The sequence below is a fragment of the Stenotrophomonas sp. Ps181 genome (assembly GCF_025697425.1).
In the GTDB taxonomy this organism is placed as follows: Bacteria; Pseudomonadota; Gammaproteobacteria; order Xanthomonadales; family Xanthomonadaceae; genus Stenotrophomonas; species Stenotrophomonas sepilia.
In genome coordinates, this window is the sequence record NZ_JAHWBI010000002.1 from 1 (window position 1) to 20,038 (window position 20,038).

At 67.8% G+C, this 20,038-nt stretch carries 14 protein-coding genes and 1 rRNA gene; 9 read left to right on the forward strand and 6 right to left on the reverse strand.

The window, feature by feature from the left end; all coding sequences use genetic code 11:
- Window positions 1-8: 8 nt before the first annotated feature.
- Window positions 9-123, forward strand: a 5S ribosomal RNA gene (rrf, locus tag KXV01_RS03610).
- A gap of 389 nt (window positions 124-512) precedes the next feature.
- Here the strand turns inward: rrf and KXV01_RS03615 are convergent.
- The 3 genes from KXV01_RS03615 to hemH all read right to left on the reverse strand — a co-directional run bounded on the left by KXV01_RS03615 (window position 513) and on the right by hemH (window position 4,722).
- The gene (locus tag KXV01_RS03615; protein WP_111096674.1) at window positions 513-2,618 is read right to left on the reverse strand and encodes a methyl-accepting chemotaxis protein; all 2,106 of its coding nucleotides are present in this window, start codon (window positions 2,616-2,618) and stop codon (window positions 513-515) included.
- Between the two features lie 290 nt (window positions 2,619-2,908).
- On the reverse strand, window positions 2,909-3,763 hold the full coding sequence (locus KXV01_RS03620) for an alpha/beta hydrolase (protein ID WP_111096675.1): 855 nt from the start codon (window positions 3,761-3,763) through the stop codon (window positions 2,909-2,911).
- Window positions 3,760-4,722, reverse strand: coding sequence for a ferrochelatase (gene hemH / locus KXV01_RS03625; RefSeq protein WP_049411985.1), 963 nt, complete (start codon window positions 4,720-4,722; stop codon window positions 3,760-3,762). The genes KXV01_RS03620 and hemH overlap by 4 nt, the downstream gene beginning before the upstream one ends.
- 165 nt (window positions 4,723-4,887) lie before the next feature.
- Between hemH and KXV01_RS03630 the strand changes: the two genes are divergently transcribed.
- From KXV01_RS03630 to tatC, 4 genes are all read left to right on the forward strand, one after another.
- Complete coding sequence (locus KXV01_RS03630) at window positions 4,888-5,781, forward strand: YSC84-related protein (protein ID WP_049411991.1); 894 nt, start codon at window positions 4,888-4,890, stop codon at window positions 5,779-5,781.
- A 75-nt stretch (window positions 5,782-5,856) separates the two neighbouring features.
- Window positions 5,857-6,084 carry a Sec-independent protein translocase subunit TatA gene (tatA, locus tag KXV01_RS03635; protein WP_012512521.1) on the forward strand — a complete coding sequence of 76 codons (228 nt, stop codon included), beginning with the start codon at window positions 5,857-5,859 and terminating at the stop codon, window positions 6,082-6,084.
- 15 nt (window positions 6,085-6,099) lie between these two features.
- Complete coding sequence (gene tatB, locus KXV01_RS03640; protein ID WP_049411996.1) at window positions 6,100-6,558, forward strand: Sec-independent protein translocase protein TatB; 459 nt, start codon at window positions 6,100-6,102, stop codon at window positions 6,556-6,558.
- Complete coding sequence (tatC, locus tag KXV01_RS03645) at window positions 6,555-7,304, forward strand: twin-arginine translocase subunit TatC (protein WP_005420449.1); 750 nt, start codon at window positions 6,555-6,557, stop codon at window positions 7,302-7,304. The genes tatB and tatC overlap by 4 nt, the downstream gene beginning before the upstream one ends.
- Window positions 7,305-7,385: 81 nt before the next feature.
- Here the strand turns inward: tatC and KXV01_RS03650 are convergent, their stop codons facing one another.
- From KXV01_RS03650 to KXV01_RS03660, 3 genes are read right to left on the reverse strand one after another with little or no spacing between them, the layout of a single operon-like run.
- Window positions 7,386-8,297: a BPSS1780 family membrane protein gene (locus tag KXV01_RS03650; RefSeq protein WP_049411999.1), complete on the reverse strand. Its 912-nt coding sequence runs from the start codon at window positions 8,295-8,297 to the stop codon at window positions 7,386-7,388.
- A 49-nt stretch (window positions 8,298-8,346) separates the two neighbouring features.
- Entirely contained in the window at window positions 8,347-9,093 is a 747-nt protein-coding gene (locus KXV01_RS03655) for a glutamine amidotransferase (RefSeq protein ID WP_099494907.1), read from the reverse strand.
- On the reverse strand, window positions 9,065-10,900 hold the full coding sequence (locus KXV01_RS03660; protein WP_099494908.1) for a GspE/PulE family protein: 1,836 nt from the start codon (window positions 10,898-10,900) through the stop codon (window positions 9,065-9,067). The genes KXV01_RS03655 and KXV01_RS03660 overlap by 29 nt, the downstream gene beginning before the upstream one ends.
- Window positions 10,901-10,983: 83 nt before the next feature.
- Between KXV01_RS03660 and glyQ the strand changes: the two genes are divergently transcribed.
- The 4 genes from glyQ (at window position 10,984) to KXV01_RS03680 (ending at window position 19,914) form a co-directional block, all read left to right on the forward strand.
- Window positions 10,984-11,895 carry a glycine--tRNA ligase subunit alpha gene (gene glyQ, locus KXV01_RS03665; protein WP_111096676.1) on the forward strand — a complete coding sequence of 304 codons (912 nt, stop codon included), beginning with the start codon at window positions 10,984-10,986 and terminating at the stop codon, window positions 11,893-11,895.
- 87 nt (window positions 11,896-11,982) lie between these two features.
- Window positions 11,983-14,058 (forward strand): glycine--tRNA ligase subunit beta, encoded by a 2,076-nt coding sequence (gene glyS, locus KXV01_RS03670; protein WP_049440563.1) that lies wholly within the window; start codon window positions 11,983-11,985, stop codon window positions 14,056-14,058.
- A 205-nt stretch (window positions 14,059-14,263) separates the two neighbouring features.
- The gene (locus KXV01_RS03675) at window positions 14,264-16,060 is read left to right on the forward strand and encodes an autotransporter assembly complex family protein (RefSeq protein WP_032954656.1); all 1,797 of its coding nucleotides are present in this window, start codon (window positions 14,264-14,266) and stop codon (window positions 16,058-16,060) included.
- Entirely contained in the window at window positions 16,057-19,914 is a 3,858-nt protein-coding gene (locus KXV01_RS03680) for a translocation/assembly module TamB domain-containing protein (RefSeq protein ID WP_111096677.1), read from the forward strand. The genes KXV01_RS03675 and KXV01_RS03680 overlap by 4 nt, the downstream gene beginning before the upstream one ends.
- The last annotated feature ends 124 nt before the right edge of the window (window positions 19,915-20,038 follow it).

A 20,038-nucleotide genomic window follows, 5' to 3' on the forward strand; every position in this document is an offset into this window, starting at 1 on the left:
AAAGCCTCCCTGGTGAAATTAGCGCTGTGGAACCACCCGATCCCATCCCGAACTCGGAAGTGAAACGCAGCTGCGCCGATGGTAGTGTGGCTCAAGCCATGCGAGAGTAGGTCATCGCCAGGGTTTATACCCAAAACCCCGCTGCTCGCGCAGCGGGGTTTTTCTTTGGGCGTAGTAATACAGGTAGTGCCGGCCGCTGGCCGGCAACCCGATGGCGTTACATCGCCCGGTAGATCCACGCGATGCGTGGATATTCTCCGCGGGCAGCCACAGCGCCAACCAGGGTTGGCCGCTGCCGGCGGCAGGTCAGACAGTGCGCGCGGCTGTGATTGCCGGCCAGCGGCCGGCACGACCGGTAGATCCACGCCGTGTGTGGATGCGGCGCCAATCAGGGTTGGCCGCTCCTCACGGCAGGTCCGGAAGCGGACCTTTCCTGACCCATCACGCAAAACCAGGCAAAAAGACGGCGCCCTGCGGGCGCCGTCCTGACCAGGATCGCATTGCAGGCCGGATCAGGCGGCCCGCGGGACCTTATACGGTTCCTGCTGGCGGAACACCGATACCGCCTCGGTCAGCGTACCCGCCTGCGATTGCAGCTCGCGTGCGGCCGCGGTGGCTTCCTCCACAAGCGCTGCATTCTGCTGCGTGGCCTGGTCCATCTGCACCACGGTCTGGTTGATCTGCTCGATGCCGACCGACTGCTCCTGCGAGGCCGCCGAGATCTCCTGCATCAGGTGGCTGACATTCTCAACGCCGCCGACAATGCCCTGCATCCGCTGGCCGGCGTCGGCGACCAGCTGGGCACCTTCGCCCACCTGGCGGCCTGCCTCATCGATCAGCTTCTTGATTTCCTGTGCGGCGGCGGCGGAGCGCTGCGCCAGCACGCGCACCTCGCTGGCCACCACGGCGAAACCACGACCCTGCTCACCGGCACGTGCGGCTTCCACCGCCGCATTGAGCGCGAGGATATTGGTCTGGAAGGCGATGCCATCGATCACGCCGGTGATGTCGCCGATCCGCTTCGAGGCGCCTTCAATCGCCTGCATGGTGTCGACAACCCGCTGCATCGCGGTGTTGCCACCACTGGCGGCGCGCTGCGTGGACGCAGCCAGCTCACTGGCCTCGCGGGCATGCGCAGCGTTCTGGCGCACGGTGGCGGTCAGCTCCTCCATCGAGGCTGCGGTTTCCTGCAGGTGCGCCGCCTGGCGCTCGCTGCGCTCGGACAGCGCACCATTGCCTGCAGCGATCTCGCTGGCGGCGGTACTGATCGAGGCCGCGCACTGCTGGATGCGGCCCACCATGCGCGCCAGCTGGCCGGCGGTGGCGTTGGCATCGCGCTGGATCGCGGCGAAGGCACCGTGGTACTCACCGCGCATGCGCCGATCGAGATCGCCGTTGGCCAGCGCCGAGAGCATCTGCCGAACTTCATCGACGGTGCTGCCCAGCGTATCGAGCAGCTGGTTGATGCCACCGGTCAGGCCATCAAGGAAGCTGGCGCCTTCGGTCGCCTGCAGGCGCTGGCCCAGATCACCGGCAGCCGCAGCAGCGACGATCCCGGCCACGGCGTTCTCAAGCGCCAGCTCCTGGGTACGGTCATGCCATTCCACGGCGAAACCGAGGCGCATGCCCTGTGCATCGAACACCGGGGTGACCACCTGGGCGAAGTGCACCGGGCCGATCTGTACCTTGCCGTTGTGGCTGGCCTGCAGTCCATTGAGGATGGCGCGGATGCGGTCCGGGTTGGCATGGAAGCGATGGATGCTGCTGCCGACCAGGCGTTCGGCATCGAAGTCAGGGAAGGCCTGGCGCAGTGTCGCCTGCTGGTTGCGCAGCAGAGCCACCACCGAGCGGTTCACATAGCGAATCACGTGATCGTTGTCGGCGATCATCATCGCGGTGCGCGAGGCATCCAGCGCCTGGCGGATCTGCGCATTCTCGGCATGCGCCGCCGCCTCGCGTCCACGCTGGGCCTGCACGTGGCGTGCAGTGTCGGCCAGGGCGTGGGCGAGTGAGCCCGGTGCATAGGCGCTGGTGTCGGCATGTGCACCAAGATCGGCACCGGTGGCGATGTCGCGTGCCAGCGCGGCAAGCCGACGCGGGCCGTGGCCAAGGGCCTCGGTCTGCTGCCGAAGGCGCAGTGCGACCTGGCCGAGGAACAAGGTCAGGCCTGCGAACAAACCGGCCTGCAGCAGCATTGGCCACAGCGCGGCACCGTCCTGCAACGGTGCCAGCAGGGCGAGCGTACCGATGCCACCGGCCAGCCATACCGGCAGGCGATCACGATGGCTCAACAGCACGCCCAGCAGCAACGCAATCGGCAACGCCGGTGACAGGCCGGCGATCGCGCACAGCCCTGCCAGCTGCAGCGACAACAACAGCGCCAGGCCATTGCGGGTGACGCTGTGGCCCGCTTTGGGACCGGCCAGCCACATGGCAGGCAGCACAGCGGCCGCAACCAGCGAGGCGGTCAGGGCATGAGGCCCGCGCAGGGCCAGCACCAGGCTGGCCACCCCCAGTGCCGCACTGCCGATCAGCAATCGGCGGTCAGCGCGGTGGGCGAGCTGCTGCAGATGCGGCAGGCGGGCGGTATCGGGGGGACGAGTGGATGCAGCGGACATCGGCGACTCCTGGATCAGCAGACGGCAACGGCCACACGGTGGCGCACGCACGAGTGCGTGGCCAGGGCATGGACCGGGAATTCGGGGAATGCGACGCAATCAACGTCGCGCAGACGGGGCGCCGTGACCACATCCTGTGGGTGACGGAGCAATGGAGCGGGCATGCGGACTTCCTTGCAGGACCAGACACACGCCGCAGGCCCGACCGGGCCCACGTGCTGCGGACGCAGTGGCCCGCAACTGATGTATCGGCCGCAACTGCGCAGAATGAAGTGCGCGGACGCTGCGACTCAGTCGGCGTTGTCGTTGCTGAAGAAGCGCAGGATCACCTCGGCGATGCGTTCCGGGTCTTCCATATGAAGGTGGTGGTTGCCGGGAAACACGGCCAGCCGTCCATCACGCAGGTGCTGCAGGCGATCGCTGCGCATCGGCTCGGGGTAGTACGACTGTGCCGGCGTGGCATAGATCACCTGCGTCGGGCAGCCGATGGCCTGCAGCAGGTTGTCGATCTGGCCTTCGCTGAGGCGGATCGCGGTGGGCAGCATCAGGCGCGGATCGCTGCACCAGCGATAGCCACCTTCGACCGGTTCCACGCCGCGCTCGACCAGCAGCCGTGCGCAGGGTTCGCTGAGCTGGTTGGTCATCATCCGCGCGCGGATCGGCGCTGCCAGATCGGGGAACACGCGCAGCTGCTTGCGTGCCAACGCGCGCGTGGCGTTCACATGCTCGCGCAGGCGATGCGCCGTTTCTTCCTCGGGACCGCGCAGGCCGCCGAGTGCTTCGATCGCCACCAGCCGATCGACACGGTCGCTGACCGAGGCGGTAAGGCTGGCAATGCCGGCACCCATCGAATGGCCGAGCAGGCTGAATCGGTCCCAGCCCAGCGCGTCGGCGACATCGAGTACGTGGCAGATCGCGGCGGCCGTGGTGTAGCTGGCACCCGCCGGCAGGTGCGCGCTGTGACCGTGGCCGGGCAGATCGATGGCAACCAGCTGCAACGCCGACAGGTGCGGCGCCAGCGGCACGAAGCTGGCGGCGTTGTCGAGCCAGCCATGCAGGGCCAGCACGCGTGGGCCGCCGCCGTGGTTGCGCAGGCCGGCGACGCGTGCGCCACCGACCTGGAGTCCAAACGGTTGCAGGCTCATGCCAGCGAGGACACGGCCAGCCGTGCCAGGGCGCGTGCATGCTCCGGCTCGGCGTTGAGGCAGGGGATATAGCGCATCGTCGCACCGCGCTCGGCCAGTGTTTCGGTGAAGCCCAGCGCGACCTCTTCCAGCGTCTCCAGGCAGTCGGTGGCGAATCCGGGGCAGACCACGTCGATCTGCTTCACGCCGGATTCGGCCAGCGCCCACAGGCTGGGCTCGGCATACGGCTGCAACCAGCGCTCGCGGCCGAAGCGCGACTGGTAACCCATCTGCCAGTCGTCCTTGTCCAGGCCCAGTGCATTGGCGATGGCCTGCGCACTGGCCTCGCAGCGCTGCGGATACGGGTCGCCCGCGTCGGCCAGGCGCTGCGGGATACCATGGAAGGAGAACATCAGTTTCTGACCGCGACCGTGCTGTTCCCAGTAGCGACGGATCGATCCGGCTACGGCCTCGACCCAGCCGGGATCGACCGAGTAATCGCGCACCAGGCTCACGGTCACGCCCGGGTTGCGGCGCTGCCACGCATCGACCCGGTCTTCGACCGAGGCGGTGGTGGTGGTGGAGTACTGCGGGTACAGCGGCAGCACCACGATCCGGCGCGCGCCGTCGGCGGCCAGACGGTCGAGCTCGCCGGCCAGCGCCGGTTCGCCGTAACGCATCGCATGGCGCACCGTCAGGGTCGGCAGCAGGGCCTGCATGGCCTGCGCCAGCTGGCGCGTATGCACCATCAGCGGTGAGCCGTCGGGCAGCCAGACCTGGGCGTACTTGGCCGCCGACCGGCCGCTTCGCAGCGGCAGGATCAGCCCGCGCAGCAGCGGCTGCCAGAGCAGTGCCGGAATCGCGACCACGCGCGGGTCGGACAGGAATTCGGCCAGGTAACGGCGTACGGCGGGGGCCGTCGGCGTCTCGGGCGTGCCTAGGTTGACCGCCAGCACGGCGGTATCGGGTGCGTCGAGCATGGGCGGTATTGTCGCCTATCCGGCGCCGCACCGGGATGCAGGGTTCGGATTGCAGGCATAGCGCGCATCAATGCGGGCAGGGAACGCTCATTGGGGATTCATGACAACACCACTAATTTCAGTCACTTGCTATATCTTCCTATGGACTGACTTCTGGAGCCTGCCATGCGTCGCCCGATCCAAGCCCTGCTGATCGCCGCCAGCCTGCTGTCCAGCCAGGCCATGGCCGGACCGCAGGAAGACCAGCGCGCCCGCAACGCCGTGCGCGTGCTGGCTGAAATCCAGGAAATTCCTGAACAGGGCATTCCGGATAAATTGCTCGACGAAGGCCGCGCGGTCATCGTCATTCCCGACACGATCAAGGCCGGTCTTGTCATTGGCGGTCGCCGTGGCCACGGCCTGATGTCGGTGCGCATGCCCAATGGCGCATGGTCCAACCCGGTGTTCGTGAAGCTCACCGGTGGCAGCATCGGCTTCCAGGCCGGCGTGCAATCTTCGGATGTGGTGCTGGTGTTCCGCAACGACCGCAGCCTGGACAACCTGGTCAACGGCAAGTTCACGCTCGGCGCCGATGCCGGCGTTGCCGCCGGTCCGGTCGGCCGCAATGCCGCCGCCGCCACCGACGGCCAGCTGAAGGCCGAGATCTGGTCCTGGTCGCGTGCCCGTGGGCTGTTCGCGGGCGTCGCGCTGGATGGGGCGGTGCTGCAGATCGACGATGCCGCCAACCTTGACGCGTACGGCAGCAACACCACACCGCGCATGATCTTCGAGGGGCGCGCCGCCGGTTCGCCCTCGATGGACGTGGTCGCCTTCCGTGATCGTCTGGAAGAGGCCACCTACGCCGCCCGCAACAACCGCAACGGCAACGGTGGCAGTGCACCGCGTCCGGCGGCGACCCCGGCGGTTGCGCCGGCGCCTGTTCAGGCAGCGCCGGCGGCCCCGGCCGAAGCCACCACCGCGCCGTTGCAGAACGTGCCGCAGAACCCGCCGCCGCAGCAGCAGGGTTTTCAGCCGGTCAACGACGGCGAAATCCGCACGGAAACGCTGGGCGGGAACTGACTTTCGTCACGCGCGCCGGCTGACAGCCGGTGCGCTATGCTCGACAGCCTGATCACTAACGTAACGAGCGTCTTTATGGGCAGTTTCAGCATCTGGCATTGGTTGGTCGTGCTGGCCATCGTCCTGCTGGTGTTCGGCACCAAGCGCCTGACCAGTGGCGCCAAGGACCTCGGCTCGGCGGTCAAGGAATTCAAGAAGGGCATGCGCGACGAGGACAAGCCGAACGCGCAGCTGGGCGACGAGTCGCGCAGCCAGGACGCCTCGCGCACCGCGCAGGACGAGCACGACCGCACCCCTCGCTGATCCGGAGCGGTTGCGGTGTTTGATATCGGCTTCAGCGAACTGCTGGTGATCGCGGTGGTCGCCCTGGTGGTGCTCGGTCCCGAGCGCCTGCCCAAGGCGGCCCGTTTCGCTGGCCTGTGGGTGCGCCGTGCCCGCAATCAGTGGGATTCGGTGAAACAGGAACTGGAACGCGAACTGCAGGCCGAGGACATCAAGCGGCAGATGCAGGAGGTGCGCCAGGGCATGCAGGACACCGAGAACCAGCTGCGCGCCAGCGGCGAGGCGATCCGTCGCGAAGCGCAGGAGGCGCAGCAGCAGGGCGATACGCTGGTGCAGGAGGTACGCGCGCCTGCGCCTGCGGATCCGCCGCCGCATATGGGCAGCCTGTCGCCTGCCGATGCGCCGGTGCAGGAGCGCATTGCTCCAGAGCCGATGCCGGCGACACCCCCTGAAGCCGGTGCTCCGACGCCGCAGCGCACGGAGCGCCAGCCATGAGTGAACAGGATTTCGGCGAAAGCTCGCTGGTCGAACATCTGGTGGAACTGCGCGGCCGCCTGGTGCGCGCATTGCTGGGCCTGGGCGTGGTGCTGCTGGCGCTGCTGCCGTTTACCCAGAAGCTGTACAACGCGCTGGCCGAACCGCTGGTCTCGCAGCTGCCCAACGGGCAGACGATGATCGCGACCAATCCGGCCGGCGCCTTCTTCGCGCCATTGAAGCTGACCTTCTTCGTGGCCCTGTTCGTGGCGGTGCCGTGGCTGCTGTACCAGCTGTGGGCCTTCGTCGCCCCGGGGCTGTACGCGCGTGAGAAGCGCCTGGCGGTGCCGCTGCTGGTGTCTTCGGTACTGCTGTTCTACACCGGCTGTGCCTTCGCCTACTTCCTGGTGCTGCCGGCGGTGTTCCATTTCCTGACCACCTTCAGCCCGGACGTGATCGCGATCACCCCGGATGCGAATGCCTACCTGGATTTCGTGCTGGCGATCTTCTTCGCCTTCGGTGGCAGTTTCGAACTGCCGGTGGCGATGGTGATCCTGGTGCTGCTGGGCTGGGTGACGCCGCAGCAGTTCAAGGAAGGCCGTGGCTACGCGATCGTCGGCATCTTCGTGCTGGCGGCGGTGCTGACCCCGCCGGACGTGGTCTCGCAGCTGATGCTGGCGATCCCGATGTGCCTGCTCTACGAGCTGGGCATCCACGCCGCACGCTGGCTGGTGCCGTCGTCGGCCGTGAAGAAACCGGCCGCCTGAAAGATAAAAGGGGACGGAGGGGATTAAGTCGTTATCGGCACAGTGGCACAAACGACTTAATCCCCTCCGTCCCCTTTTTCGTCAGGCGTGGAAGATGTCGCTTGAGGTCGGGGTGGTCGGGACCGGCGGTGCGGCGCGGCTGCCACGGTGCACGAACATCTGCTTCCATGCGGCATAGACCGCACCGACATACAGCGGCATCAGCACCGTGGTCAGCACCAGCTGCGCGATGAAGGCGGCGGCCAGCGGGCCACCGATCAGCATCGCGATCTGGATCACGATCACGAACAGGATGTAGATGCAGAACGCGGCGATCAGGCCGAGCACGGCGAACACGATCATCGCGCCGATGTTCTCGATGCAGCCCTGCAGGCTCAGGCGCAGTGCGTGCATGCCGCTCTGCTTGTCGAACACCACCAGCGCCGGCTGGGTGAACATCGCCAGCGACAGTGCGACCGCGCTCAGGAACACCAGCAGCATCCACAGCGCGATGCGCTTGGCCGGCAGGTTGGCGACCAGCGCCGCAGCATCGTCCGGCTTGATCTGCTGGCCAGTGCGGCTGATCTCTTCCATCTTGGTCATGACCTCGCTGAAGGCGGTGAAGCCTTCGCGGCCGATCATCAGGAACAGCAACGCGCCCAGCAGCAGCACCGCCAGCACCTGGATCGCCAGCGGCACCAGCAGGTGGCTGACGCGGTGGTCGCGGATCGGCTGCAGCAGGTGCGAGGCCAGGCCCGGGCGGCCTTCGTCGATCTCGCCCACGGCGTAGAGCATGCCGCCGAACATGATCGGCGAGATGGCCAGGGTCATCAGCTGCACGGCCATGCCGGCGGCGCCGGGAATCAGCGTCGACAACAGGGTGACCACCCAGCTCACCAGCAGCCAGGCCAGGCCGATCCGGGCCAGCTGCAGCGGCGCACGCCGATACAGCGAGAACGTATCCAGCAACCACTGGGCGCCCGCCGAGGCCGGCAGCTTGCGAATCTCTTTCATGGACATCCGGGAAGGACAGGAGGGGACGGGCGGTTGCCCGTGCCGCTGATTATCCCTGTTTTGCCGCCGGCTGGGCTGAAGACAGCCGCGCCTGTCGGACGAAGCGGCGCAGCAGCTGGCGGGCCAGCGGTGCGGCGCTGACTGCGCGCTCGATGCTGCGCGCGCAGCCGCCGTGGCGGCCGATGCAGTCGGCGCGGGCGCGCACGTAGCCGCGCATGTGGTGGGTGGCGAATTCGGGGTGGAACTGCACGCCCCAGGCCTGGCGCCCCCAGCGGAACGCGTGGCAGCCATCCAGCGGCGAGCGTGCCAGCACCGCGGCACCGTCGGGCGCGCGCAGCACGGTCTGCAGGTGGGTGGCGTGGGCGGCAAAGTGCTGCGGCAGGCCCTGGAACAGCGGATCCTGTGCCGCCTGTGGCTGCAGCTCCAGTTCGATCGTGCCGGACTCGCGCCCGGCCGGGTTGTAGGCCACCTCACCGCCCAGCGCGTGCGCCAGCAGCTGGTGGCCGTAGCAGATGCCGAACACCGGCAGGCCGGCGTGGGCGGTCTGGCGCAGCCACGCCGCGCTGCGCTCGCTCCATTCGGCGTGGTCAGTAACGAAGGCGGCCGAGCCGGTCACCAGTACGCCGGCAAAACCGTGCGGATCGGGCAGGGCGCCACCGTGTTCGACATCGACCACCATCGTCTCGTGCTCTTCCAGCCCGGCGGCGACGCGGATCCAGTGCGGAAAGCGCCCGTAGCGGCGCAGTGACGGTACCGGGCGGCCGGTTTCAAGGATCAGGAAGGGGGCTGGGTTCATCCGGGGGCGGCAGCACTGACAGGACTTCCTCGATTGTAGTCAGCCCCTGCGCCACCTTTTCAAGCCCGGCCTGGCGCAGGGTTCGCAGCCCTTCAGCGCGTGCGGCACGGGTGAAACCGGCCAGATCCATGTCGGCGCGGATCTGCCCGCGCAGCCGCGAGCCCAATGGCAGCAACTCATACAGCCCGATGCGGCCGAGGAATCCGGTGCGCCGGCACTCCAGGCAACCGACCGGACGACAGGGCGTGGCGGCATCTGGATATGCATCCTGGCTATCAGCCAGTACCGCCCAATCAGCCGCGCCGAGGCTGTGCGGCTGCTTGCAGTGCGGGCACAGCGTGCGCACCAGGCGCTGGGCAAGGATGCCATTGAGGGTACTGGCCAGCAGGTAGTGCGGCACGCCCAGGTCGAGCAGGCGGGTGACCGCCGACGGCGCGTCGTTGGTGTGCAGGGTGGACAGCACCAGATGACCGGTCAGCGAGGCCTGCACCGCCATCTGAGCGGTTTCCAGGTCGCGGATCTCGCCGATCATGATGATGTCCGGATCCTGCCGCAGCAGGGTGCGCACGCCGCTGGCGAAGTCCAGGTCGATGTTGGCCTGCACCTGCATCTGGTTGAACTCGGGCGCGATCATCTCGATCGGGTCCTCCACCGTGCACACGTTGACGTCCGGCGTGGCCAGCCGCTTCAGCGTGGAATACAGGGTGGTGGTCTTGCCCGAGCCGGTCGGGCCGGTGACCAGCACGATGCCGTGCGGGCGCTCGACCAGCGCATTCCAGCCAGCGGCCTCCTGCGGGCTGAAGCCGAGCTGGTCGATGCTCTTGAAGGCGGCGTCCGGGTCGAAGATGCGCATCACGCACTTCTCGCCGAAGGCGGTGGGCATGGTCGACAGGCGCATCTCGACCTCGCGGCCACCCGGCGAGCGGGTCTTGATGCGGCCGTCCTGCGGGCGCCGGCGTTCGGCCAGGTCCATGCGGCCGAGTACCTTGATGCGGCTGACCACCGCGGTCATCACCGCCGGCGGCACCTCGAACACCTTGTGCAGCACGCCGTCGATGCGGAAGCGCATGCGTCCCATCTCGCGGCGCGGTTCCAGGTGGATGTCCGAGGCGCGCTGCTCATAGGCGTATTGCAGCAGCCAGTCGACGATGTGCACGATGTGCTGGTCGTCGGCATTGACGTCGCCGGTGCGGCCCAGCTCGACCAGCTGCTCGAAGCTGGGCAGGGTGGTGTTGGTCTCGCCGCGGACGTCGCCGCGCGCGCCACGCACCGAACGGGTCACCCCGTAGAACTCCATGGTGTAGCGGTGCAGGTCGAGCGGATTGACCACCGCCAGCTCGATGCGGCGGCGGGTCAGGTGCTGCAGGTCGCGGCGCCATTCCTGCACCAGCGGCTCGCTGGTGGCCACCAGCACCCGTTCGGCATCCACTGCCAGCGGCAGGAAGCGGTGGCGACGGGCATAGGCGTGGGAGACCAGCGCGGTGACCGCAGCGACGTCGACCCGGGTCGGATCGATGCGCAGGTAGCGGCTGCCGGTGCGTTGGGCCAGCCATTCGGTCAGGCGTTCCAGGGTCAGTTCGCCGCCGTCGCGGGTGGCCAGCTTGAGGTTGGACAGCAGCACCAATGGGTGCACTTCGCTGGCATTGCGCGCGCCCTGTGCGGAAAACCGCATGCGCTCGCCCTCGTGCTCGGCGACCAGGCCGTCGGCCAGCAGCGCCGCACCGACCTGCTCGAAATGCAGGCGGCCCCACGGCAGCGGGACGCCGCCTGGCTCGCCGGGCGTGCCCACCGGCAGCCGATGTTCCATCTGCCTGCTCCTCCCGGGTACGGAATGCCCCGCAGGTCGGCCGTTATACTAGCGCACCCCCTTGCCGGCCAAGACTCGTACGCATGTCCGCGACCCCGACCGTTCCGATCACCTTCCAGGGCCTGATCCAGACCCTGAACCAGTTCTGGGCCCAGCAGGGCTGCGTGCTCATCCAGCCGCTCGACCTGGAGGTGGGCGCCGGTACCTTCCACCCGGCCACCTTCCTGCGGGCGATCGGGCCGGAAAGCTGGAACGCGGCCTACGTGCAGCCGTCGCGCCGCCCGACCGATGGCCGCTACGGCGAGAACCCGAACCGCCTGCAGCGCTACTACCAGTACCAGGTGGCGATGAAGCCGGCGCCGGACAACATCCAGCAGCTGTACCTGGATTCGCTGAAGGCACTGGGCATCGATCCGCTGGTGCACGACCTGCGCTTCGTCGAGGACAACTGGGAATCGCCGACGCTGGGCGCCTGGGGCCTGGGCTGGGAGGTCTGGCTCAACGGCATGGAAGTGACCCAGTTCACCTACTTCCAGCAGGCCGGTGGCCTGGAGTGCCGCCCGGTGCTGGGCGAGATCACCTACGGTCTCGAGCGCCTGTGCATGTACCTGCAGAACTGCGACAACGTCTATGACCTGGTCTGGACCTACGGCCCGGACGGCCAGCCGGTGACCTATGGCGACGTCTACCACCAGAACGAGGTGGAGCAGAGCACCTACAACTTCGTATACGCCGACGTGGACGAAATGTTCCACCGCTTCGATGCCTGCGAGCGTGAAGCGCAGAAGCTGGTGGAAGTGGGCCTGCCGCTGCCGGCCTACGAGCAGGTGATGAAGGCCAGCCACACCTTCAACCTGCTCGATGCGCGCCGCGCAATCAGCGTGACCGAGCGCCAGCGCTACATCCTGCGCGTGCGCGCGCTGGCCCAGGCGGTGGCCAAAGCGTATTACGAGCAGCGCGAGAAGCTGGGCTTCCCGGGTGCGAAGAAGGCCTGACCGCCTTCCTGCACCGTCCCGCTTTTCATCAACTACCCGGGGCGCCGGACGCGTTGCGCGCTGCGCCCCCACCACAGGATCGAACCGATGAGCCAACTGTCCCCCCTGCTGATCGAACTGGGCACCGAGGAGCTGCCGGTCAAGGCGCTGCCGGGCCTAGCCCAGGCGTTCTTCGACGGTGTTGTCGAAGGCCTGCGCAAGCGCGGCGTCGCGCTGGAGCTGGGCGATGCGCGCCCGCTGTCGACCCCGCGCCGCCTGGCCGTGCTGCTGCCGGGCGTCGGCCTGGAACAGCCGGAACAGCACAGCGAAGTGCTGGGCCCGTATCTGAACATCGCGCTGGACGCCGAAGGCCAGCCGACCAAGGCCCTGCAGGGCTTCGCCGCCAAGGCCGGGATCGACTGGACCGCGCTGGAGAAGACCACCGACAACAAGGGTGAGCGCTTCGTGCACCGCGCGGTGACCCCGGGCGCGAGCACCGCCAGCCTGTTGCCGGACATCCTGCGCGAGGCGATCGCGGCGATGCCGATTCCCAAGCCGATGCGCTGGGGCGACCACGCCTGGGGCTTCGCGCGCCCGGCGCACTGGCTGGTGCTGCTGCATGGCGCCAACGTGGTCGAGGCCGAACTGTTCGGCCTGCAGGCCGGCCGTGCCAGCCGTGGCCATCGCTTCCACCACGACCAGGCCGTGTCGCTGGCGCAGCCGCAGGACTACGTTGAAGCCCTGCGCGCCGCGTTCGTGCTGGTCGACCCGAGCGAGCGACGTGCGCGCATCGTCGCCGAGGTCGAGGCCGCCGCAGCCGGGGCCGGTGGCAGCGCCCGCATCACCGAAGACAACCTGGAGCAGGTGGTGAACCTGGTCGAATGGCCGTCGGCGGTGCTGTGCAGCTTCGAACGCGCGTTCCTGGCGGTGCCGCAGGAAGCGCTGATCGAGACGATGGAGATCAACCAGAAGTTCTTCCCGGTGCTGGATGCCGCCGGCACGCTGACCGAGAAGTTCATCGGCATTGCCAACATCGAGTCGAAGGACGTGGCCGAAGTGGCCAAGGGCTACGAGCGGGTGATCCGCCCGCGCTTCGCCGATGCCAAGTTCTTCTTCGACGAGGACCTGAAGCAGGGCCTGGTGTCGATGGGCGACGGCCTGAAGACGGTGACCTACCAGGCCAAGCTGGGCAGCGTGGCCGACAAGGTGGCGCGCGTGGCCGCACTGGCCGAAGTGATCGCAGCCCAGGTCGGTGCCGATCCGGCGCAGGCCAGGCGGGCTGCCGAGCTGGCCAAGAACGACCTGCAGTCGCGCATGGTCAACGAATTCCCGGAATTGCAGGGCATCGCCGGTCGCCACTACGCCGTGGCCGGTGGTGAATCGGCCGACGTGGCGCTGGCCATCGACGAGGCCTACCAGCCGCGCTTCGGTGGTGACGACATCGCGCTGTCGCCACTGGGCAAGGTGCTGGCCATCGCCGAACGCGTGGATACGCTGGCCGGTGGTTTCGCTGCAGGCCTGAAGCCGACCGGCAACAAGGATCCGTTCGCCCTGCGCCGCAACGCGCTGGGCCTGGCCCGCACGATCATCGAAAGCGGCTTCGAACTGGACCTGCGCGCGCTGATGGCCAGCGCCAATGCCGGCCTGGCCGCGCGCAACGTGCAGGCCGATGTCGGCGAGCTTTACGACTTCATCCTCGACCGCCTGAAGGGCTACTACGGCGACAAGGGCGTGCCGGCCACGCACTTCAACGCGGTGGCCGAGTTGAAGCCGGCCTCGCTGTACGACTTCGATCGCCGCCTGGATGCGATCGGCACCTTCGCCGCGCTGCCGGAGGCAGAGGCGCTGGCCGCGGCCAACAAGCGCATCCGCAACATCCTGCGCAAGGCCGAGGGCGAGATTCCGGCGCAGATCGACGCGGCACTGCTGCAGGAAGATGCCGAGCGCGCGCTGGCCGAAGCGGTCACCGCCGCCATCGACGACACCGGCGCCAGCCTGCACCAGAAGGACTATGTGGCAGTGCTGGCGCGCCTGGCGCGCCTGCGTCCACAGGTCGATGCGTTCTTCGACGGGGTGATGGTCAATGCCGAGGAGCCGGCGCTGCGTGGCAACCGTCTGGCGCTGCTGACGATGCTGGGCGAGCGCCTGGGCAAGGTGGCGGCGATCGAGCATCTGTCGAGCTGATGCCCGTATCGGTAGTGCCGGCCGCTGGCCGGCATTGCCGGAACGTCGCCGGCGATGTCTATCGGGGTCATTGCCGACATCGTGGACGATGCCGGCATCCTCGCCTGCGATCACGATGATCGCCACAAAGGCGCGCATTTTGACCGCTACTTAACAACCGATCCCCAATGACGTGGTGCATTTCGCATCGTCACCTCCGGTCGGTATGCTGTGCCGCATGCAGCCAAAGAAATACGCCCTGCCGCTGATGGTCCTGTCGCTGGCCGCCACTTCCGTGGTCCATGCACGCGGCACCATCGACAAGGTGGACATCAAGGGATTGGACAAGGGCGACGACGCCGCAATCATCGAGAACATCCAGGAATCGCTGTCGCTGTACGACACGATCGGCAAGGAGCAGGGCGAATCGCGCCTGGAGTACCTGCTGTCGCAGGCGGAGCGGCAGACCCGCCAGGCGCTGGAGCCGTTCGGCTACTACAACCCGGTGATCAAGGTCGAGGCGCCGCGTGAGGACGAGCACGTGCGCGTGCTGATCCATGTCGACAAGGGCGCCCCGGTGACCGTGCGCCGCGAGCACATCGACATCACCGGCCCGGCGATGTACGACCAGTACCTGCAGGACGACCTGGCCGCCTTCAAGCCCCGCAAGGGCCAGCGCTTCGAGCACACCCAGTACGAAGCCAGCAAGATCACCATCACCCGGCGCCTGGCCGAGCGTGGCTACTTCGATGCCGACTACACCCAGCGCCAGGTGCAGATCACCCGCGCCGACAACGCCGCCGACATCGACCTGACCTGGGATAGCGGCCGCCGCTACAACATGGGCCCGGTGCGCTTCGAGCAGGATTACTTCGTCGACAAGCTGTTCGATCCACTGGTGTACTGGGACCAGGGCAGCTACTACCACGAGGGCAAGCTGGACCGGCTGCGCGAGTCGCTGACCAAGCTGGACTACTTCAGCGTGATCGACATCCAGCCGCGCCCGGACCAGGCCGACGAGAACGGCGAAGTGCCGGTGGATGTGAAGCTGACCCGGGCCAAGCGCACCATCTACACCGCAGGCCTGAGCTACGGCAGCGAGAGCGGCCCGGGTGTGCGCGGTGGCATCGAGCGGCGGTTCCTGAACAACCGCGGCCACAAGATGAACACGCAGCTGGACTATGCGCAGAAGCGCAAGAGCCTGGTCACCAGTTACCGCATTCCGGCCTTCAACTGGCTTGATGGCTGGTACACCTTCGCTGCCAGCGCGTACGACGAGCAGACCGACTACATCGACCTGCGCAACTTCAAGCTGATCGCCAGCCGCAGCGGCGAGATCAACGAACACTGGACCGCGATCGCCTCGATCAACGCGCTGCGCGAGCGCTGGCGCTATGCCTCCGGCACCGAATTCACCGACGCCGTCTACAACACCTCGACGCTGGTGTACCCGCAGATGGTTGCCGACTACGTCAACGTCGACGACGAGATGTTCCCGCGCAAGGGCATCAGCGGCGCCGCAACGGTGCGTGCCGGCGTGGAAGGCGCCGGCTCGGATACCAGCTTCGTGCAGGCCAACGCCGTGTTGCGCTGGTACATCCCGGTGGGTGAAAGCAACCGCCTTATCCTGCGCGGCGAGGGCGGCACCACGTGGACCAGCGATCTGGTGGCGATGCCGCCGAGCCTGCGCTACTTCGCCGGTGGTGACCGCAGCATCCGCGGCTACGCCTACCGTGAGGTCGGCCCGCGTACGCCGAAGCCGGACAAGTATGCGCTGGGTGCCAAGAACCTGGTGATCGGCTCGGCCGAGTACGAGCACTACTTCAACGGTGGCCCCTGGGGTGCGGCGGTGTTCGTCGATACCGGCAGTGCCTTCGACAACACCATCGACCTGCATACCGGCGTCGGCTTCGGCGTACGCTGGAAATCGCCGGTGGGCCCGGTGCGCATCGACGTGGCGCACGGCCTGAACAACCCGGATTCGCAGTTCCAGCTGTACCTGAACATCGGAGCGGACCTGTGAGCGCGTCCGCACCGACCCCGAACACCCCGCCGCCACGCGTGCGTTTCTACCGCCGCCGCCGCTTCTGGGCCTGGTCCGGTGTGGGCGTGCTTGGCCTGGTGCTGCTGGCCCTGCTGGCGGTGTACTGGCTGCTGCAGACCGTGGCCGGCCGTGACGTACTGCTGGCCCAGGTGGTGGCGCGGCTGCCGGTGGGTGCCAGCTTTACCTGGGACAAGGTGGAGGGCCCGGTGGCCGGGCCGCTGACCCTGTACAACGTCGACTTCCGCTATGACGACATCCATTTCCACGCCGAGCGTGCGCACCTGGAGCCGGACCTGCGCCCGCTGCTGGGCCGCAAGCTGCTGTTGGACAAGCTGGAGCTGACCAACGCGACGTTGAACCTGGCCAAGAGCGATGAGCCGTTCAAGCTGCCGTCCTGGCCCGATTCGCTGCCGCAGATCGAGATGCCGCTGGCGATCCAGGCCGATGCCATCGCCATCGATGGCTTCCGCATCAGCCAGGCCAACGAACCGGTGATCGACATCAGCCGCGTGCGCGGCGGCATCGAGATCGCCAACGGCGAGTTCCAGGCGCACAAGCTGGTGGTGGACAGTGACATGGGCAACTTCACTGCCCAGGGCCGTTACATCCCGGCCAAGGACTACGACACCGACGTGACGGTGACGGCGGTGTTGCCGGCACCGCGTGGGCGCACCGCCGCTACCGTCGGCCTGGTCGCCCGCGGTGACCTGTCGCACATGGAAGTGGCGGTAGCCGGGCGCGCACCGAAGCCGCTGCACGCGATGCTGGTGTTCGATGGCCGCACCGACCCGACCTGGAACGCCAGCGTGCGCAGCGACGAGCTGGATCTGGCGCTGCTGTCGCCGGCATTGGCGAGCTCGGCGATCACGCCGTTGTCGCTGGATTTCACTGCTGCTGGCAAGGGCGGCAATGCCAACCTGCGTGGCAAGGTGAAGCAGGGCGAGCAGGAACTGGAACTGGCACCGTCGGTGGTGTCATTGCAGGACCAGGTGCTGAAGGTTTCGCCGCTGCTGCTGAAGGGCCTCGGTGGCGAAGCCCGCCTGGAGGGCACCGCCGATTTCAGCCAGGAAGACCAGCAGAAACTCAACTTCTCGGTGGTCGCGCGTGACCTGACCTATGTACCGGCGCCCGATCCGAACACCGCCGGCAGCGCACCGGTGCCGGTCACCCTGAAGGAAGCACGCTTCGGCCTGGCCGGTACCCTGAAGGCCTGGGCGGCGATCGGCCGTGCCGAGGTCGAACGCGAAAAGCAGAAGGCGCAGCTGCACTTCGATGTGCGTGGCAACGACCAGGCGGCGTCGATCCACCAGCTGCAGGCGCAGACGCCCGGTGGCCAGCTGCAGGTGGAAGGCCAGGTGGCGTGGGCGCCGCGGCTGGACTGGGACGCCAAGGCCACGCTGAAGGACTTCGACCCCGGCTATTTCGTGCCGGGCTGGAATGGCCGCCTGTCCGGCAACCTGGCCTCCAAGGGCCGCCAGCTGCCGCCGCCGGCCAATGCCGCACCGGGCACCGCGGGTACGCTGGAAGCCACGGTGGACCTGCCCTCGCTGAAGGGCATGCTGCGCCAGCGCAATCTCGACGCGCAGGGCAGGTTCGCGCTGCAGGGCGCGCAGGGCCAGGGTGACCTGAAACTGGCGTTGGGCAGCAGCCGGGTGACCGCGTCGGGCAAGGTCGGCGACCGCCTCGACATCGATGCGCGTTTCGAGCCGCTGCAGTTGAGCGACCTGCTGCCGGGCGCCGACGGTGGCCTGCGCGGCCAGGTGCAGGTGAAGGGCCCGCGCGATGCGCCGGACATCACCGCCGACCTGGTCGGCAACAACCTCAACTGGGATGGCTACGGCGCCGAGAGTGTGAGCATCAAGGGCCGCCTGCCGTGGCGCGGCGACAGCGGCGCGCTGGCGGTGCAGGGCCAGCAGGTCAACGCGGGCATGCTGCTGGAGCGGCTGAACATCGACGCGCAGGGCAGTGTGTCCAACCTGCGCCTGGCTGCGCAGACCCGCAACGAGATGGGTGCGGTCGAGCTGCAGGGCAGCGTGCGCCAGCAAGGCACGCAGTGGCGTGGCGAGCTGGCGTCGCTGCGCATCGCACCGGTGAAGGGCGATGCCTGGTCGCTGCGTGCACCGGCGGCATTCGCGATCAACGGCAGCACCTACACCCTGTCCGAAGCCTGCCTGGCCGCCGCCAGCAGCGGCGCGCTGTGCGCACAGGCCAACTGGCCGCGCGAAGGCCTGGTGGTGCGCAGTGACGCGCTGCCGCTGGCGCTGGTGCAGCCGTGGTTGCCGCCGCAGTCCGGCCGCCGCATCTACCTGCGCGGCGAGGTCAGCCTGGACGCGCAGATCCGCCCGCGCGGCAACGCCTGGGAAGGCCATGTGGAAGTGCGCTCGAAGGAAGGCGGCGTGCGCCTGGGCGAGAACCGCAACACCGTGGGCGATACCACCCGCGGCGAGCTGGTGCGCTATGACCAGTTCTCGCTGAAGCTCGACATGACCCCGGCCAGCATCAAGGGTTACCTGGGCATGGGCTTCCAGGGCAATGGCTTCGTCGACGCGAAGATGCAGACCGGCTGGGAAGCCAGTGCACCGCTGAACGGTGAGCTCTACCTCAACATGTCGCGGCTGTACTGGCTGGAGCTGTTCTCGCCGGACATCGTGCGGCCGACCGGCCTGATCGAAGGCCACGTCAGCCTGCGCGGTACGCGAGGCCAGCCGTCGCTGGGTGGCGACGCACAGCTGAGCAACTTCAAGGGTGAATTCCCGGCGCTTGGCCTGACCTTCGACCAGGGCAAGGGCAGCTTCGTGGCCCAGCCCGATGGTTCGGCCAAGATCACCGCGCAGGCCAACTCCGGCCAGGGCACGCTGTACGTGGACGGTGGCCTGTCGTGGTTCGGCGATGCGCAGCCGCTGCAGCTGAAGATCCATGGCGAGAACGTGCTGCTGTCCAACACCAGCGAACTGCGCATCGTCGCCAACCCCAACCTCGACTTCACCCTGGCCAAGGCGGCGATGGAGCTGCGCGGTACCGTGCACGTGCCCGAGGCCGACATCGACCTGGAACGCCTGGACCGCGGCACCTCGGTGTCCGAAGACGTGGTGGTGCTCGACCCGGCCGATCCGGAAGAGTCGCGCACCTCGCCGCTGGACATGGACCTGACGGTCAGCCTGGGCGACAAGGTGAAGATGACCGGGTTCGGCCTGAAGGGCGCGCTGACTGGCAAGATGCAGGTCTGGGCCAAGCCCGGCCGCGAAATGACTGCCAATGGCGGCCTCGAAGTGAGCGGCCGCTACAAGGCGTATGGGCAGGACCTGACCATCACCCGCGGCAACCTCAACTGGAACTACAACGCGGTGTCCGACCCGCGCATCAACATCCGCGCCGAGCGCCGCATCGGTGATGTCACCGCCGGCATCGACGTGACCGGGCGTGCGCAGCAGCCGCGTGCCGACGTGTGGTCCGATCCGGCGATGTCGCAGTCCGAGGCACTGGCCTATCTGGTGCTGGGACGCAGCCTGACCGGCGCCAGCAGCGACCAGGCGCAGCAGGTCAACGCGGCCTCGGCGGCGCTCTCGGCCGGCAGTGGCCTGCTCGCCTCGCAGCTGGGTGCCAAGCTGGGCCTGGACGATGCAGGCGTGAGCCAGTCGCGCGCGCTGGGTGGCTCGGTGATCGGCGTCGGCAAGTACATCTCGCCCAAGCTTTACGTGGGTTACGGCGTGTCGCTGGTGGGCGCCGGTTCGGTGATCACGCTGAAGTACCTGCTGCGCCGCGGGTTTGATGTGGAAGTGGAGTCGAGCACGGTGGAAAACCGTGGTTCGATCAACTGGCGGCGGGAGAAATGACCCGCCGTGGCATCCCTGTAGAGCCGAGCCATGCTCGGCTTCCGCGCGCAGCGCGGTCTGCAGGAAGAGCAGCCGAGCATGGGCTCGGCTCTACCTGACAGGCCCCCAACCATCGGCCGTTGCC